The 15,863-nt window shown below is 50.2% G+C and carries 17 protein-coding genes; 6 read left to right on the forward strand and 11 right to left on the reverse strand.

From position 1 onward, the window contains the following. The 5 genes from ABIK47_06175 to ABIK47_06195 form a co-directional block, all read left to right on the forward strand. Window positions 1-216 (forward strand): FlgD immunoglobulin-like domain containing protein (locus tag ABIK47_06175; GenBank protein MEO0020205.1); only part of this gene is annotated, 216 nt, incomplete at its 5' end. A 100-nt stretch (window positions 217-316) separates the two neighbouring features. Then, complete coding sequence (gene glnA / locus ABIK47_06180; protein MEO0020206.1) at window positions 317-1,678, forward strand: type I glutamate--ammonia ligase; 1,362 nt, start codon at window positions 317-319, stop codon at window positions 1,676-1,678. An 11-nt stretch (window positions 1,679-1,689) separates the two neighbouring features. Continuing rightward, window positions 1,690-2,067 carry a RidA family protein gene (locus tag ABIK47_06185; protein ID MEO0020207.1) on the forward strand — a complete coding sequence of 126 codons (378 nt, stop codon included), beginning with the start codon at window positions 1,690-1,692 and terminating at the stop codon, window positions 2,065-2,067. After that, window positions 2,054-3,049 (forward strand): tetratricopeptide repeat protein, encoded by a 996-nt coding sequence (locus ABIK47_06190; GenBank protein MEO0020208.1) that lies wholly within the window; start codon window positions 2,054-2,056, stop codon window positions 3,047-3,049. Before ABIK47_06185 ends, ABIK47_06190 begins: the two co-directional genes overlap by 14 nt. Then, entirely contained in the window at window positions 3,049-3,501 is a 453-nt protein-coding gene (locus tag ABIK47_06195) for a hydrogenase 3 maturation endopeptidase HyCI (protein MEO0020209.1), read from the forward strand. The genes ABIK47_06190 and ABIK47_06195 overlap by 1 nt, the downstream gene beginning before the upstream one ends. A 5-nt stretch (window positions 3,502-3,506) precedes the next feature. On the opposite strand, the gene ABIK47_06200 is transcribed toward ABIK47_06195, so the two are convergent. From ABIK47_06200 to ABIK47_06250, 11 genes are all read right to left on the reverse strand, one after another. Further along, complete coding sequence (locus ABIK47_06200) at window positions 3,507-4,832, reverse strand: nucleotide sugar dehydrogenase (protein ID MEO0020210.1); 1,326 nt, start codon at window positions 4,830-4,832, stop codon at window positions 3,507-3,509. A 28-nt stretch (window positions 4,833-4,860) separates the two neighbouring features. Continuing rightward, window positions 4,861-6,402: a YifB family Mg chelatase-like AAA ATPase gene (locus tag ABIK47_06205; protein ID MEO0020211.1), complete on the reverse strand. Its 1,542-nt coding sequence runs from the start codon at window positions 6,400-6,402 to the stop codon at window positions 4,861-4,863. Beyond that, window positions 6,402-6,752, reverse strand: a complete 351-nt coding sequence (locus ABIK47_06210) for a YraN family protein (GenBank protein MEO0020212.1) — start codon at window positions 6,750-6,752, stop codon at window positions 6,402-6,404. The genes ABIK47_06205 and ABIK47_06210 overlap by 1 nt, the downstream gene beginning before the upstream one ends. Window positions 6,753-6,757: 5 nt before the next feature. After that, window positions 6,758-7,384, reverse strand: coding sequence for a ribonuclease HII (locus tag ABIK47_06215; GenBank protein MEO0020213.1), 627 nt, complete (start codon window positions 7,382-7,384; stop codon window positions 6,758-6,760). Further along, window positions 7,350-7,736: a 50S ribosomal protein L19 gene (gene rplS / locus ABIK47_06220; GenBank protein MEO0020214.1), complete on the reverse strand. Its 387-nt coding sequence runs from the start codon at window positions 7,734-7,736 to the stop codon at window positions 7,350-7,352. The genes ABIK47_06215 and rplS overlap by 35 nt, the downstream gene beginning before the upstream one ends. Continuing rightward, complete coding sequence (trmD, locus tag ABIK47_06225) at window positions 7,699-8,466, reverse strand: tRNA (guanosine(37)-N1)-methyltransferase TrmD (GenBank protein ID MEO0020215.1); 768 nt, start codon at window positions 8,464-8,466, stop codon at window positions 7,699-7,701. Before trmD ends, rplS begins: the two co-directional genes overlap by 38 nt. A gap of 48 nt (window positions 8,467-8,514) precedes the next feature. Beyond that, window positions 8,515-8,745: a KH domain-containing protein gene (locus tag ABIK47_06230; protein MEO0020216.1), complete on the reverse strand. Its 231-nt coding sequence runs from the start codon at window positions 8,743-8,745 to the stop codon at window positions 8,515-8,517. A gap of 13 nt (window positions 8,746-8,758) precedes the next feature. Beyond that, window positions 8,759-9,052 carry a 30S ribosomal protein S16 gene (rpsP, locus tag ABIK47_06235; GenBank protein ID MEO0020217.1) on the reverse strand — a complete coding sequence of 98 codons (294 nt, stop codon included), beginning with the start codon at window positions 9,050-9,052 and terminating at the stop codon, window positions 8,759-8,761. Between the two features lie 50 nt (window positions 9,053-9,102). Beyond that, window positions 9,103-11,352 (reverse strand): hypothetical protein, encoded by a 2,250-nt coding sequence (locus ABIK47_06240; GenBank protein MEO0020218.1) that lies wholly within the window; start codon window positions 11,350-11,352, stop codon window positions 9,103-9,105. A gap of 16 nt (window positions 11,353-11,368) precedes the next feature. Further along, window positions 11,369-12,427, reverse strand: coding sequence for a DNA recombination protein RmuC (locus tag ABIK47_06245; protein MEO0020219.1), 1,059 nt, complete (start codon window positions 12,425-12,427; stop codon window positions 11,369-11,371). A gap of 66 nt (window positions 12,428-12,493) precedes the next feature. Continuing rightward, window positions 12,494-14,137 carry an AMP-binding protein gene (locus ABIK47_06250; GenBank protein ID MEO0020220.1) on the reverse strand — a complete coding sequence of 548 codons (1,644 nt, stop codon included), beginning with the start codon at window positions 14,135-14,137 and terminating at the stop codon, window positions 12,494-12,496. Window positions 14,138-14,300: 163 nt separating this feature from the next. On the opposite strand from ABIK47_06250, the gene ABIK47_06255 reads away from it, so the two are divergent. Next, on the forward strand, window positions 14,301-15,863 hold a 1,563-nt coding region (locus ABIK47_06255), incomplete at its 3' end, for a tetratricopeptide repeat protein (protein MEO0020221.1).

Below are 15,863 nucleotides of genomic sequence, written 5' to 3' on the forward strand. Positions count from 1 at the left end.
ACCCTCAACACCGAACGGCAAACCCTCATCCAGGTCTGCGACATCACTGGCAGGGTGATAAAGACCCTCTTGAACTCAAATCAGAACCCGGGCAGATACACCCTTTTCTGGGATGGTAGGGACAGCAGAGGCAGAACTGTTGCCAGTGGTGTTTACATCTGCCGCTTCCTTGCTGGCGACTACCAGCGCAACACCAAACTCATCCTCCAAAGGTAGTTTTTGTAAAATAATAAAGGGCAGGGCAAAAACCTGCCCTTTATATTTTATGTAATTGAGCAGTAATTGACAAGGCGAAAGTTTCTGGCAATCTATGATTATGAAGCGAATTGAAGAGATTGAGCATAAGGTTAGATTTATTGACCTGAAGTATTGCGACCTTTGGGGCAGGCTGCGCCATGTGACCCTGCCGATTGAGCGTTTGAAGGATGCGGTTGAGAATGGGGTTGGCTTTGACAGCTCTTCGGTTGCCGGGTTTGGCAAGGTGGAATCAGGTGATATGGTGTTGAAGCCAGACCTTAACAGCGCCTTTGTTGAGCCATTTGTCAGCGATCCGACCGTTTCCTGTTTTGCCAATATCTATGAGCCAAAGAGCGGCGAGCGTTATCAGCATGACCCGAGGTTTATCCTTGAGAAGGCGGTAAGGGCGGTTAAAAAGGTGACCGGGTGTGATGAAATAATGGTCTTGACCGAGTTTGAGTTTTATCTGTTTAATTCGGCAGAGTTCTGGACCGATGAGAGTTCAGCGGTTTACCGCGTTGAGAGTGAGGAGTTGCGTCATGATGACCAGAGTGGTGCGGCATTGTTCAAGGGTAGCGCCTATCATGTGGCACCACCTTTTGACCGGAGTGGCGAGTTCCGCAGCGAACTTGCCCGCTTGATGGCTGAGTGCGGGATCCCGGTCAAGTATCATCATCACGAAGGCGGCAGGTTTTCGCAGGTGGAGGTGGAGCCGGGATTTCTGCCGGCGCTGAAAGCGGGTGATGGCGTGATGCTGACCAAATATCTTGTTCGGAATCTGGCATTCAGGAAAGGGAAGAGCGCTACCTTTATGCCCAAGCCGATTTATAATGAACCAGGGTCAGGTATGCACTTTCACCTGTTTCTTGAAAAAAGGGGTGTTTCACTTTTTGGTGACAAGGAGGCAGAAATCGGTCTTTCCCGGCTGGCGCTTAATTACATTGGCGGGATTTTAGAGCACGTGCCTTCGCTCTGCGCCTTGACCAATCCCAGCACCAATTCCTATCGTCGGCTGGTACCTGGTTATGAGGCGCCTACTGAAGCCTTCTTCTCAGTTGCGAACCGGACTGCAGCAATAAGAATTCCCGGGTATATCCGGGATGTAAAAAAAATGGCGCTTGAGTTCAGAATACCGGATGCTACCGCCAATCCTTACCTGGCGCTGGCAGCGATTCTTTTGGCAGGACTTGATGGCATCAAGAAAATGATTGACCCCGGTCTACCTCGGAAGGGAAAGGATATGCGCTCCCGGGCTCGTCCAGTGCCGGTTTCATTAAGCGCAGCGCTAAAGGAGTTGGAGTGCGACCACGACTACCTGACCGGAGAAGGTATCTTTACTGAAGAGACGATTAAAAAGTGGATGGAGTTGAAGATGCTCGAGGTGGAGGCAGTTGCAAAGAGACCCCATCCTTGGGAGTTCAACCTTTATTATGGCTGTTGAAAGGAGAGAAGATGCGAGAGGCAATTTATACTGATAATGCTGCCAAGCCAGTTGGACCTTACAGTCAGGCGGTTGTTTTTGGTAATCTCGTCTGGACATCAGGGCAGATTGGCATTGACCCGGTAACCGGCGAACTTGTTAAGGGCGGCATTGAGGCAGAAACAGAGCAGGTGATGAAGAATCTCGGTGCGGTGCTGAGAGCAGCAGGGAGCGGGTTTGACCGGGTTATTAAGAGTTTAATCTTCATCACCGATATGAAGGATTTTGCCTGTGTCAATGCGATTTATGCCCGCTATTTTCAAGAGCCCTTTCCCGCCCGTTCAACTGTTCAAGTTGCGGCTTTACCCAAAGGGGCTCAGGTAGAGATTGAAGTTGTTGCCGAGCGTTAATTTCGTAGTATTGCCATTACTTTTTACTTCTTGGCACTCACCGGTGGAGAAAAAGGAGGCGATTTATCAGGCGCGGGATTTGTGTTACCATCAAGACTATTCGGCAGCATTAAGCCGGGTGAAGGAAATTTGTGCAACCGACCCTCAAGACCCTGCCGGTCTGTTCTGGTATGCCGCTCTTTTGCAGATGCTGATTTATGATTCGGGTAATACTGGCTTGATTGAGTCATTTTATCTCACAAGCGATTCGGTGATTCAACTTTGTCGGCGCCGGCTAAAGAACAACCCGAGCGATGCTGAGGCGCATCTTTACTGGGGACTTACCCAACTTAACCGCGCCAATCTTTTAAGCTGGCAGGGAAAGAAGTTTGCTGCCTTTATGACCCTCCTTAAAGTAACTCCCCATCTTAATCGGGCCCTTAAATTCGACGCCAGGCTGACCGATGCCCTGTTCGGTATCGGGGTAATTGAGTATTTTAAGGCAACCGCTGACCGTTACTGTTTCGGTCTCGGACTCATCGGTTCAAGGGAGCGGGCATATAAGCTCTTACAGAAGGCAAGACGCCAAGATGGGATGCTGCAACCGATGGCGGAATTTATGCTCGGTTTTATGTGCAAGGAGGAAGGGCAGTTTGAAGAGGCGATAAAATACTGCAACCGACTACTTGAAAGGTATCCTAACAACCGTGCTGCCTTAAGGCTTTTGCGCGACATCTATCTTGATATGGGTAATTATGAACGGGTGATAATATTGGCGAGGGAGCTTGAGAGCGATATCACCCGGGTATTTCCCAACAACCGTTATGGGATTGCCGAGAATTGGCTGAAGATGGCTTATGCCTGGGCTGGCTTAGGTAGAACAGACAGCACCCGGTTTTTCGCTCAATGCATCCTCAACTGGGCAGACCAAGCTGATTCGGTTCCCTGGCTTGTTAGTTATGTACGCGCTGCCAAGTGGTTAAAGGCAAAAGCGGCACGCTGATGGGTAAGATACTCATTGTTGGGGTTGGTAACCGGCTCCGTTGTGATGATGGGGTTGGGTCCCATATTGTTGATTTGCTTAAGGAGCGTGTTAAAGATGTTGAGGTGATTGATGCTGGCACGGTTCCAGAAAATTACCTTGAGTCCATCATCCAAAAAAGACCCCAGCGGGTGCTCATCGTTGACGCCTGCCTTTTTGATGGTAAGCCGGGTGAGTTTCGGCTTTTTGAACCCGAAACTTTTGAAAATCTCCGTCTCTCCAATTTCTCTACCCATACCCTACCATTAAATCTTATCGCTCAACTCATTATTACAAAAACAAACGCCAAGGTCTATCTTTTAGGTATCCAGCCTGCTCAGCGTGGTTTTGGTGAAAAACTTTCCCCGGTTCTTAGTGCCACCTTGCCCAAGATCCTCAATTACATCGAGGAGTGGATCTTAGCACCAATTTAGACCCTCTACACTTCCTGGCAACGTCTGAATCCTAAGGTATAAACCTTCTTCACGTCCCTCCTTTTGATGGCATTCCTAGTATCAAGAATCAGCCGGCTCTCCCTCAGGATGAGGTCATAATCAAAACAGGAGTGGTCGGTAAGGATGAGGACGCAATCGGCGTGGTGCAGAACCTTTTCGGTCAAGGTGCAGGATTTAAATTTCTTCCCCCTGATTACGATTTCCGGCACATAAGGGTCAACATAGCCAACCCCTTTTACTTTGCCAATAACCAACTCCATCACCTTAATTGCTGGTGAATGCCTGGTGTCATCTACATCTCGCTTAAAAGCGGCACCGATGATCAAGACCTCTGCCTTTTTTGCGGCAATCCCGTGGACCCCCAAGATTTCCATCAGTCGGTCAACAACATAAAAGGGCATTGCTTCGTTCGTCTCTGCTGCCAGTTCAATAAAATTGGAGTGGAAATCATACTCCCGTGCCTTCCAGGCAAGATAATAGGGATCAATAAGGATACAATGCCCCCCAATCCCTGGTCCGGGGTAAAAGGGCATAAAACCAAATGGCTTGGTGCTTGCTGCCTTGATAACCTCCCAGATGTCAATATTACCCATTCGTTCGCACATCCGGGCAAGTTCATTCACCAAGGCGATATTCACACTCCGGAAGATATTCTCCAGCAACTTTGACATCTCCGCAACCCTTGGGGAAGATACCGGCACGACACTATCGACAAACCGGGAATAGAAAAGCGAGCACAACTCTGTGCACCGCTTGGTAACCCCACCCACAACTACTGGGGTCCTACGGATATCCCACTGTTTATTTCCAGGGTCAATTCGTTCTGGTGCAAACGCCAAGAAGAAGTCCCTTCCTACCTTGAAGCCGCTTTTCTCAAGGATCGGTAAAAGCACCTTTTCAGTTGTCTCGGGATAGGTGGTGCTGCGGAGCACGATTAGCTGGCCTTTATGTAGATACCTTCCTATTTCTTCGCCCGCGTTGATTATATAAGACACATCCGGCTCCTTAGATGCGGTAAAAGGGGTGGGCACACAGATGTTGATAACATCGCAATTTCTGCAAACCCGATAATCGCCAGTAGCCTTCAACTTCCCTGACCTCACCACCTCCCAAAGTTCCTTCGAATCAACATCACCGATAAAACTCCTTCCTTCATTAACTGCGGCCACCTTATCTTTGTCAACATCAACGCCTATCGTCTCAAAACCTGCCCGTGCGATTTCTAAAGCGAGGGGGAGTCCTACATAGCCGATACCGATAATCCCTACCTTTGCCTTCTGTTTTTTGATTTTTTCGGCCAATTGTTTCATTATCGTCTCCTTTCTTGCATCTTGGAAATTACCATACTGCCCGGTCAAAACTGCGGTACTGAACCGCCTCGCTGATATGGTGAGGTTGAATTACCTCCGAACCTTCAAGGTCTGCAATAGTCCTCCCCACCTTTAAGACCCGATGATAGGCACGGGTGGAAAGTCCGAGCCGGTCAATTGCGGTACGCAGGAGTTCTTCGCCTTGAGGGGTGGTTAAGCAGAACCGCCGGATAAGCGCCGGTGTCATCTGAGCGTTGGCAAAAATCTGGCGCCGAAGATTTATTCCTTGAAAACGTTCAAGTTGGATTTTACGTGCCCGCATCACCCGTTCCCTGATTTGGCTTGATGTCTCTCCCTGTTTTTTAGTGGCAACATCGACATATTTCAGTGCCGGTACCTCAATATGGATATCAATCCGGTCAAGTAACGGTCCTGAGATGCGACTGCGATACCGTCGGATTTTCTGGGGTGTGCAGGTGCAGGTGTGTCTGGGGTCATTAAAGAATCCGCAGGGACATGGGTTCATCGCGCACACAAGCATAAAACGTGCCGGGAAAGTCAAAGTGGAACGGGCACGTCCAATCGTCACCTCTCCATCCTCAAGCGGCTGACGGAGCGATTCAAGGACATCCCGGCGGAACTCAGGCAGCTCATCAAGAAACAAGACGCCATTATGGGCAAGGGATACCTCCCCAGGACGGGGGATTGTTCCCCCTCCAATCATACCTGATTCAGATATGTTGTGATGCGGGGAACGAAACGGGCGGACAGCCACAATTGGGACCCCCGGGGTAAGGGTACCCGTAACTGAGTGGACTTTAGTTGTCTCCAATGCCTCCTCAAGGGTAAAAGTGGGTAAAATTGTGGGGAGCCGCCGAGCGAGCATTGTTTTACCACTGCCAGGCGGCCCTAACATCAGGACATTGTGAGCGCCAGCAGCGGCAATCTCCAGCGCACGCTTAGCATGGGCATGACCGTGCACCTCGCCAAAATCAACGGTAAAAACGCTTGCCTCTTCAAACAGCCTTCGGGCATCGGTGTGCGCAGGCTCAATTTTTTCGACCCCCTTAAGAAAATTTATTGTCTGGACAAGGGAATTTACTCCAAACACAGGTAATTCTGGCACGAGTGCTGCCTCAAGGGCATTGGGTTCAGGAACAATCATTCCTCTTATATTCCCAGCACGAGCAGCAACCGCCATCGCCACTACCCCTTTTACCGGCCGGAGGGAACCATCAAGGGAAAGTTCACCGAGGATAACATATCCCGAAAGTGCACCAGGGGAGATTCCTCCCGATGCCGCGATTATCCCCAGCGCAATTGGGAGGTCAAATCCCGGTCCCTCCTTTTTGATATCAGCAGGCGCAAGGTTAACTGTAATGCGGCGATTGGGAAAGGCGATCCCAGAGTTTTTTATTGCTGCCTGTACCCGATGCTGGGATTCCTTGACAGCAGCGTCAGGAAGTCCAACTATATTAAAAACTGGGAGGCCATGGGCAATATCAGTCTCAACGGTCACCAGATAGCCATCAACCCCGAAGACAGCGCTTGATAAGACGGTAGCAAGCATCAAAAGGCTCCTTGGATGTGTTCAATTTCTACATTATCTGGCAGAAAGAGTAGGCTGAGGACATCAAATCGCACCGGTCTGAACTCAAGTTTGTGACCGATGAGGTAATCCTCGGCGAGCCGGTGCAAGCGCTTTTGCTTCTGCCAGTTCACCGACTCTGCTGGCTTGCCGAAAACCTCAGAAGTGCGGCTTTTCACCTCAACAAAAACAACTGTCTCGCCGTCCTCACAGATGATGTCAATTTCCCCATACTTCGAGCGATAGTTGGTATCAATGATTGTGTAGCCCTTTGAGACAAGATAGCGCCGTGCGAGCGTTTCGCCCTTTTTTCCCAGTTCCACTCGGCGCATTTGTTTTATAGATAGATAAAAAGGGATTTAACCGGCTCAAATGTTTTACGATGGATTGGCGAAGGGCCCAGTTTCTTCAGAGCGCAAATATGCTCTTTGGTGCCGTAACCTTTATTCCGGGCAAAACCATACCCTGGGAAACGGTGCTCCATTTTTGTCATCAATTTATCCCGGAAGACCTTGGCAATGATTGATGCACAAGCGATGGAAAGGCTTTTGGAGTCGCCCTTAATGATCCCCTGACAAGGTAAATTCAAATCCGGAATTTGCCATCCGTCGGCAAGGACCAAAATGTCTTTACCCTTCACATTCTCTTCTAATGCCCGCACCAATTTCTCTACCGCCAAACGCATTACCCAGAATGTGGCGAAGGCAATGTTGTAATTTTCAATAAAGTGATGCCCAGCAGCAGCTATGGCCCAACCCAATGCCTCTTTTTTGATTGCTGGCTCTAAAAGAGCGCGCTGTTTTGGGCTCAATTTTTTAGAATCCTGAACCCCGGTAAGAGAGGAGTTTAGGGGGAGAACTACTGCTGCAGCGACGACCGGTCCAGCAATTGCACCCCTCCCCACTTCATCAACACCGCAGATGAGGGTATTATTTCTCCATAGATGGCGGTCCAGATTCTTCACCGCTTTTACGTTCTTTAAGCGCTGCTTCGCGTCCGGTTTTTGTCCGCAAATAATACAACTTAGCCCGGCGGACCTTGCTTTTATGCCTGATATCTATCCGGGCAATTACCGGTGCGTTCACCGGGAAGATGCGTTCGATACCGATACCCCTGCTTACCCGGCGGACGGTAAAGGTCTTGCCTGCGCCCTTCCCCCGAACCGCAATTACCGTTCCACGAAATATTTGAATACGTTCTTTATCACCCTCCGTGATGCGAAGATGAACATCAACCAGGTCCCCTGGTTCGGGAACAGTGGGGGTTGAGCCTTGCTCCTTAACCTCCGGATGGTTGTTTTTCTTTTTTCCCGCCATCGGTTTTCTCCTTTCCCAACTCCTTACGGATAAACTCCTTTTCGGCTTCGGTCAAAGGCAGTGCTTTTAAAAGATCTGGTCGGCGCTGGGCGGTTCGCAAAAGTGCCTGCTCACGGCGCCACCGGGCAACTGCCGCATGATTTCCAGAGATGAGAATTTCAGGCACCCGCTCGCCTCGGAACTCCTGGGGTCGGGTGTAAAGCGGTCCCTCTAACATCCCACTCGCAAATGAGTCGGTAGCGACCGAATCCTCATCGCCGACGCAGCCGGGGAGAAGCCGGGCGATGGCTTCAACAATCACCACCGCCGCGGCTTCCCCGCCCGCGAGGATGTAATCGCCGATTGACACCTCTTCGTCAATCAGCCGGGTGCGAACCCGTTCGTCCACCCCTTTATAACGGCCACAGATGAATATCAGATGGGGTTCTTGTGAAAACCTGTGCGCCATCTTTTGGTTAAACCTATCTCCCTGGGGCGAAAGCAGGATTACCCTGGAGTTCTTATCCTTGACGCTTTCCACTGCTAAGAATATCGGTTCCGGCTTCATCACCATTCCCGGACCCCCTCCAAAAGGGTAGTCGTCAACAGTGCGATAAGCGTCGGTAGTGAACTCCCTGGGGTTAACCACGCCAATTTCTAAGAGCCCCTTTTCCCGGGCGATTCTTGTTGGTCCGCAGTTAAATGGACCGTTAAAGAACTCCGGGAATATGGAGATAATATGAATACGCACAGGTTTTCAACCCGTTATCTTATCTCTGGCCGCAGGAACGAACCGGCGCTACTCGAGGATTTCGAGCTGCGCCCGTTTTCCGTGCTTCATTGCTGCTGCGGAGATAATCGCACGGATGGATTTTGCGGTTCGCCCCTCTTTGCCGATGACCTTACCGAGGTCTCCCTGACCTACACGCAGTTCATATATCAGCGTCTTCTCACCTGCGATCTCTTTGACCTCGACCTTATCAGGATGGTCAACGAGCGCTTTCGCGATGTATTCTATCAGTTCTTTCATGATGCCTCCTTGGTTAGTTTGCGGTTTCGCTTTCCTTTATGATTTCCGGCTCCTTGAGTATTTGAGGAGCCGGGTTTGTTTTGCGATAACGCTTGATTAACCTGTCAACGGTATTGGAAGGTTGAGCACCTTTTGACAACCAGTAGTCCACCCGTTCAAGGTTAAGTTTCAGAACCTTTCGCCGCGGGTCATAATGCCCGAGCGCTTCCAGATATTGGCTGTCGCGCGCCCGCCGGGAATCAATCGCGACAACTCGATAAACAGGATTGTTCCGAGCACCTAATCGTGTAAGTCTTATCCTGACCATTATACTCCTTTACAAGTAAGAAATGATACCAAACTCCTCTCCGCTGTCAACTATCGCTCCGGTAAAAGGAGTACCTTCCCTGACGCCCATTTTTTGCCCACTCTTACCGTAATGAAATAAACCCCAGGAGTGAGGTGAGGCGGTCGCCGCCATTCGCACACCCCACTGGGGTCTGGGAAGATGTGAGCAACCAGTCTGCCACTAGCGTCGTGGATTCGCACATTATCAGGCGCCGGTTCGACAACGATTCGAACATAGTGTATGACCGCAGATGGATAGACACTGACGCGCGCCGGTTTACTGTTAACCCCTGACCCCTCCTCTAAGCCGATGGCATTCTTACCAATAAGGCTGTGTCCACAAACACCGGCATAAACAACCTGTTGTCGGGCAGGATGGCGCAACAGAAATGTGATTGACCTTCCTGGCAGTCCCAGTGTATCTCGCTCCCAGATGACCCCGTTATTCGTGGTCCAGTAGAACCCCTGGGTGTCGGTTCCTGCCCAGACCCGGTTGGGGCTTATTGTATCCGGAAGGATGGTGGTGACATTCTCAAGCCCGAGGTTTGTCCAGTAAAGCCCGCTGTTTTCTGTTTTGAATACCCCCGCCGATGTTGCGCAGAACCAGACATTGGGCTGAGACCGCATAACCTTAAGGTCTAAAACCTCTTTTCCGCTAAGGCCTGATACGAGGGATGTCCAGTTTCTGCCCCGGTCGGTTGAGCGGAAGACCGCTGCGTCACCGCTGCTGCCATAGGCGATGATAGTATCGGCATAAGGAGAAAATATTATATTACGGCAAACCCCTTCGTCACGCAAAAGGACCTGGTTCCAGGTTTGACCTTGGTCGGTAGAGCGAAAGATGGCGAAACGGACTGGTCCGTTAGCCGAATCCCTTTTACCTCCCCAGGTATAGATGGTGTCATAACCGGCTGGGTGATAGGCAACGCCTTGGGGTTCAAAGTTAAGAGCAATAGGGAAGCTCTCCCAGGAGTCGCCTTTGTCAATTGTTATATGTAAACGGGAGTCAAAACCGGTTACACAGACAACCGTATCCGGATTGCGCGCGTTGACCGCTATGCTTTTTACCCAGCCTGAACCCGGGAATGGTCTCCCCCACAGTTCCCAGTTCAAGCCCAAGTTTGTTGATTTGACAACACCATAGCCCTCAACGCCAGCAAACAGGCTTTCGCCGCCGGGGTTATAAAGAAAGGAGACATTGAGATTGCGCATACTACTTGTGCGGTAAGACCAGTCATAACCGCCATTGGTGGTAAAGAAAACTCCATAACTGTTACCGGCATAAACCTCTAACGGGTGCTGGGTATTTATTGCCAAAAAACGGGTATTGGTGCCAAAAAATGTGGTCGTGTCTGCGCGCCAGGTCCAGCCGTAATCGTTGGAGCGATACACTAAGTTTTCACCGCCAGCATAGCCATAGTAGGGCGAGAGGGGTGCAAATCCAACCGAATATGCCGGGGCAGCAATCCGCCTGGTCCAGGTCTCACCCTGGTTAGAAGTGTAGTAAATACCAGAGTCGGTTGCGCACACCATTGCGGCGCTGTCATTTGGGACTATTGCAATTCCGTAAGCGGACCTTCCCCCAAGACCGCTGGATTTATCCTGCCAGGATGCACCATAATTGGTCGTCAAAAAAAGGCGGGCACGATTTTGGGTTGAGCCAGCAACAAAAGCCCTGCCCGGATGAAGATGGTCAACCAAAAGCGCCCTAAATTTGGCTTCAAACGATAGGAGTGGGGTCCCTGGGTTCCAGGAAACACCTCCATTTGTTGAGTAATAGATATTAATCCCCACCGAATCGCCGCTATAAACCTCTACACCTGCCCATACCTCAGAAGGGTTCTGCGGATTGACCATAATCTGTTGCACCCAGACATCTCCGGTTAAATTACCAACAACCTGCCAGGATGCGCCGCCATTGGTGCTTTTATAAACCTTCCTGGTTCTGCCACCAGCATAAAGGGTTCTAACAGCACTGGGGTTGACGCAAATCGCAGTGATTATGTCTGGGATTGTTTCCGGTTCGCTCCAGGTTCTGCCGGCATCGGTAGTATGCAGGATAAAACTGGGAAACCCGCCGACAACCAGAAAAAGTTCATCCGGATACCCGGGCACATTGGTCATTGCCTGGACAGTTGCGCCCTGGGGACCAAGTTGCTGCCAGGCGCCAAAGGTGGGTGCAATCGACGCAAAAAGCAAAGCGCAAATTGTGAAGTGAAAAATCATTTTGCCCTTTGCATTTTGCTCTTTGACTTTTGATTTGCGTAGCAGTTGCTTCATTTTTACCTCCAAATCTTCAATCCTCCTGACCGGTTGAGCCAGGATTTGTCTCTTCAAGTTTCAAGACCATCCTTTCACTGAGGCGGTCAAGTTCCCGTGCCGCATCATCGTAACGGTTACGGGCGTTGGTGAGATGGCTGCCCAGGGTTTCAAATTTCTCCTTAAACCGGTTGAGGTCTCCCTGCAGCCGGCTCAGATGGTCAAGGATTTCCCTTGCCTTGCGGTCAATCTGCATTCCGCGCAACCCGAGGGCAATCGCCTGAAGATAGGCATAAATTGTTCCCGGTGAGACCGGAATCACCCGCCGGGCAAAAGCATAGTTCAGGATAGTTTCGTCTTTCTCGCCGATACTGGTGATGGTCTCATAATACACATTTTCTGCCGGGATATACATCAGGGCAAAGTCAAATGTCCCTTCATCCGGCAGGATGTATTTCTTGGCAATGGCATCAATGTGCCCTTTAACCTTCTGCAAAAACTGCCGGCGCATCGAGGCGCGGGTTGTTTCATCCTCAGCCGCAAGCACTCTCTGAAAGTCCTCAAGCGGAAACTTGGCATCAACCGGCACAAGTTTTTCTCCGAGTCGCACCACCGCATCCACCTTTTCCCCAGAACGAAACTGATACTGGGACTGGTAGTTATTGGGGACAATCTCCTTGAGGATATTGTCCAGGAAGAGTTCGCCCAAAAGCCCCCTCGGTTTGGGTGCGCGCAGAATCTCCTGGAGAGAGGCGATGTCTTTACCAACCTGGAAGATGTTTTCAGCGGCACGGGCAAGTTCACCTAAACGCAGATTGAGTTCGCCGGTGATTTTTGCCGCACTGTCAAGTCTGGTGTTAAGGGTGCTGGTGTTATCGGCAAGGGTGCGGCTCACCTCACTCAGGCGCTGGTTGAGCAACTGATTGTTTGCCTCCAGGGCACGCGCCTGCTCCTGACGGAGCGCCTCCAGTTGCTGAAAAAGGAGAGTGGTTTCGGTGGCGGGAGGTTTTTTGAGCCGGGTCAGGACGAGGAGGATGACAACGAGGGCGATGAGCAGTGAAAGGATGGTAATGATAATGGTGACCGCCAAAGGCATAGTTTTAGGATAGAGGAAACCTGACAGGGGTCAAGAAAATAAGCAGTCTGAGGTTAAACCTTGACCCTAACCTGTCCGGTGCGTCTTTTGCAGTTCCAGCCGGCGCAACTCACCACGCCGGATTTTGCCGCTGATGGTCTTGGGTAGTTCCTTGACAAACTCAATCTCGCGCGGGTATTTGTAGGGTGCGGTGACCCTTTTCACATGCTCCTGGAGTTCTTTGATTAGGTTTTCCGAGGGCTCATACCCGGGCTTTAAGATGACAAATGCCTTGACAATCTCACCGCGAATCGGGTCCGGCTTGCCAATCACCGCTGACTCCTGGACCGCGGGATGCTCAATCAGCGCCGACTCCACCTCAAAAGGTCCGATGCGATAGCCCGACGCCTTGATGACATCATCTGCCCGGCCGACAAACCAGAAGTAGCCATCCTCATCCATATAGGCTTTGTCACCGGTAAAGTACCAGTCACCGCGAAACGCCTTCTGATTGAAGTCCGGTTGATTGAGATAGCCCTTAAAGATTCCTGGTGGATGAAAAGGCTTGACCCTGATGGCGATGTGCCCCTCCTCACCCGGTGGCAGTTCCCTGCCCTCGTCGTCAACAATTTTAACCTCGTGACCCGGTGTGGGCTTGCCCATTGAACCCTCCTTGACCGGCAGGCACGGATAGTTGGCAAGGACCGCAACCGTCTCGGTCTGACCGTAAAAGTCGTAAATCTTCAGCCCGGTCCCCGCCTCCCAGGCTCGGATGACCTCAGGGTTGAGCGGTTCGCCCGCGGAGACGCAGTGGCGCAGGCTGAGTGAGTATTTTTTCAGGTCTTCAAGGATGAGCATCCGATAGACCGTTGGCGGTGCGCAGAAGGTGGTGACGCCAAAGTTTTCCAGGACCGCAAGGGTGATTTTCGGGACAAACTTGCCCCTGGGGTTGCGCTGCAGCACCGTGCAACCGATGAGCCACTGTCCGAAAAGTTTTCCCCAGGCGGTCTTTGCCCAGCCGGTGTCAGCAATTGTCCAGTGAATGTCATTGGGCTGGAGGTCGTGGACAAATTTGGCGGTGACGATGTGGGCAAGGGGATAAGAATGGTAATGCTCAACCATTTTCGGATAGCCGACCGTGCCTGATGTAAAGTAGACCAGGAGCGGCTCGTCCGAGCGGGTGACAATACGGTTTTCAATTCGGGCTGGTGCCCTTTCCATCTCCTCGTTATAACTTATCCAGCCCTCCCTCTTGCCATTGACAAGAAAGACCGTTTTCAGGTTTGGGCAGTTGGGCTGGGCATCGGCAATCTTCTGGGCGTTGTCGGCATCGGTGATGCAGAACTTGGCGCCGGAGGTGTTGAGCCGGTATTCAATGTCCTTGGAGGTGGAAAGTGTTGGGGTGGGCATAAACACAACCCCCGCCTTCATTGCCCCCAATACCGCCACATACCATTCTGGAATCCTGGGCAAGAGGACAAGGATTCTGTCCCCCTTCTTTGCCCCGGACGCAAACAAAAGATTGGCAAATTTGTTTGAGAGACGGCTCAACTCCCAGAAGGTGTGCTTCTGGGCGGTTTTGCCATCATCCTCAACCGAGATTAAAGCCAGTTTGGTTCGGTCCTTTTCCGCCCAGGCGTCAACCGTGTCATAGGCGAAGTTGTAATACTCTGGGATTTCCCATCTAAAGTTGCGGTAGGTCTCTTCATAGTTTTCCATATTATGCTTCATAACATTTTCACCTTTCTACCTGGTTTTTAAAAGCCAGAATAAAAATGATACTTCATTTTAAATGAAAAGTCAAAATATTTGGCGCTAAAGCAAAAGCAAAGGTTGGAAATTTTATTTTCATTTTTAAATTGACATAAAAGAGTTAAGAAGGTAACATTATCTAATGACAGAGATATTTAATAAGATAGCCGCTCTTCCTGTCTACAAAATAATATGCGGGGTTTTAAGAAATCCGTGGGTTATTGCTATTGTCGGAGGCGTTATCGCCGCAATTATCGGGGCTTATATATGGGATAAATTACGCCGGCGCAGCAAAAAACCTGAATTAACTTCTGCTGAACCTATTGAGTCCTATCTTGTTCCTTATGACAAGTTTTATCAGGACTTGTTGAAGGAAAGGTTCAGCCAGAATTTTGTGTCGGTGCGGAAGGAAGGGGGAAAAGAGCGGGACATCATAAAAGAGTTTGAACAGGCACTAAAGACTGAGGCAAGTATCATTGCCCTTTGCGGAAAGGGTGGTGCGGGCAAGACGAGAATTTTGATTGAACTGTGCAAAGCCCACCCTGAGTTTCTATTTATCAACACACGCGCCTTCACCAGGGACTCCAAGCCGTTAATCGCTGGACTTAAGACCCATCTCCAACAAGGGCAGGTTGTCATCTTTGATGATATTCATAACCACCCCGCTGTTTTTAAAGGTGTTCTTGACATCGTTTATGACAAAAAGGTCAAACTGATTGCCGCCACCCGCGACCCTGAGCCAATTGAGGAGCTGAAAAAGGAGCAGCGGTTCAAGGTTGAGATGATTTCTCTTGGCAAGATGGATAATGTTGCCGAGATTGTGGGCGCAACCGGTGAAAGGAAAAGGAAGATAGAGCAGATTGCCGGTGGGATACCGGCTTTAGCGGTTCTTGCCGCCCAATATGAAAAGTTGGATGAAGTGTCTGATGCCTGGGGTCTGCTTGACTCCATCCTTGATGATATGGCGAAGTGCTTTCCCCAAAATGGCAACGAGGTTGTTGCTGATATCGCAATCAGGCGGGGTGTAAGAGAGGATGACCAGATTGTGAAAGATAACTTTGATGCCATCAAACATATCAAGAGGATGGGCTACATAATAGATTTTACAATAGGAAGGCAAAGGTTTTTCGGGATAGACCCGGATATCCTTGCCGAGCATATCTGCAGAAGGGTCTATTTTCCTGATGGTATGATTTCCCCTGCCTACGACACTTTCCTGAACACCCTGCCGGTTTATGAAGGGATGCGTGTCCTTATTACCCTGATTAACCTTTACCGTGGATATAATGTTCTCCGTGCAGTTGATGCGGCAGAGAGGCTATTTGCTGTTCTGCTGAAGGCAAAGGACATTAAAACCCGCACAATCGGTTTTAAACCCGAAGAGAAGATAGGCGGTCCATTTTTGCCAATGCTGATTGATATGACGGTAGTCGCCTATGATGGATTTCAAAATTTACAGCCTGTGCAATCCATTCTTGAACAAATCCTTGACCCGGCTCTGGAACTCGGGGACCCGAGGAGATTGAACGACCTTGGATTAATCTTTTATAAAATTGGAGAGCCCGAAAATGCGCGCAAATGTTTTGAAAAGGCGATCTCCCTTTTTGAAAAATCTAAAGACAAAATTGGTTATGCTATGGCTTTGCACAACCTTGCGATGATTCACCAGCACCTGGGCGACTATAAAAAGGCGCGTGAACGGTAT

The sequence above is a fragment of the candidate division WOR-3 bacterium genome (assembly GCA_039801245.1).
Classification (GTDB): Bacteria; Hydrothermota; Tepidihabitantia; order Tepidihabitantales; family Tepidihabitantaceae; genus JAOABP01.

Excerpts from the sequence above, each read along its gene's own strand:
- ABIK47_06195 (MEO0020209.1), top strand. The coding sequence starts at position 3,049 with ATGGGTAAGATACTCATTGTTGGGGTTGGTAACCGGCTCCGTTGTGAT.
- rpsP (MEO0020217.1), bottom strand. The coding sequence starts at position 9,052 with ATGGTCAGGATAAGACTTACACGATTAGGTGCTCGGAACAATCCTGTT.
- ABIK47_06245 (MEO0020219.1), bottom strand. The coding sequence starts at position 12,427 with ATGCCTTTGGCGGTCACCATTATCATTACCATCCTTTCACTGCTCATC.
- ABIK47_06250 (MEO0020220.1), bottom strand. The coding sequence starts at position 14,137 with ATGAAGCATAATATGGAAAACTATGAAGAGACCTACCGCAACTTTAGA.
- rplS (MEO0020214.1), bottom strand. The coding sequence starts at position 7,736 with ATGGCGGGAAAAAAGAAAAACAACCATCCGGAGGTTAAGGAGCAAGGC.
- ABIK47_06230 (MEO0020216.1), bottom strand. The coding sequence starts at position 8,745 with ATGAAAGAACTGATAGAATACATCGCGAAAGCGCTCGTTGACCATCCT.
- ABIK47_06200 (MEO0020210.1), bottom strand. The coding sequence starts at position 4,832 with ATGAAACAATTGGCCGAAAAAATCAAAAAACAGAAGGCAAAGGTAGGG.
- glnA (MEO0020206.1), top strand. The coding sequence starts at position 317 with ATGAAGCGAATTGAAGAGATTGAGCATAAGGTTAGATTTATTGACCTG.
- ABIK47_06240 (MEO0020218.1), bottom strand. The coding sequence starts at position 11,352 with ATGAAGCAACTGCTACGCAAATCAAAAGTCAAAGAGCAAAATGCAAAG.
- ABIK47_06205 (MEO0020211.1), bottom strand. The coding sequence starts at position 6,402 with ATGCTTGCTACCGTCTTATCAAGCGCTGTCTTCGGGGTTGATGGCTAT.
- ABIK47_06185 (MEO0020207.1), top strand. The coding sequence starts at position 1,690 with ATGCGAGAGGCAATTTATACTGATAATGCTGCCAAGCCAGTTGGACCT.
- ABIK47_06210 (MEO0020212.1), bottom strand. The coding sequence starts at position 6,752 with ATGCGCCGAGTGGAACTGGGAAAAAAGGGCGAAACGCTCGCACGGCGC.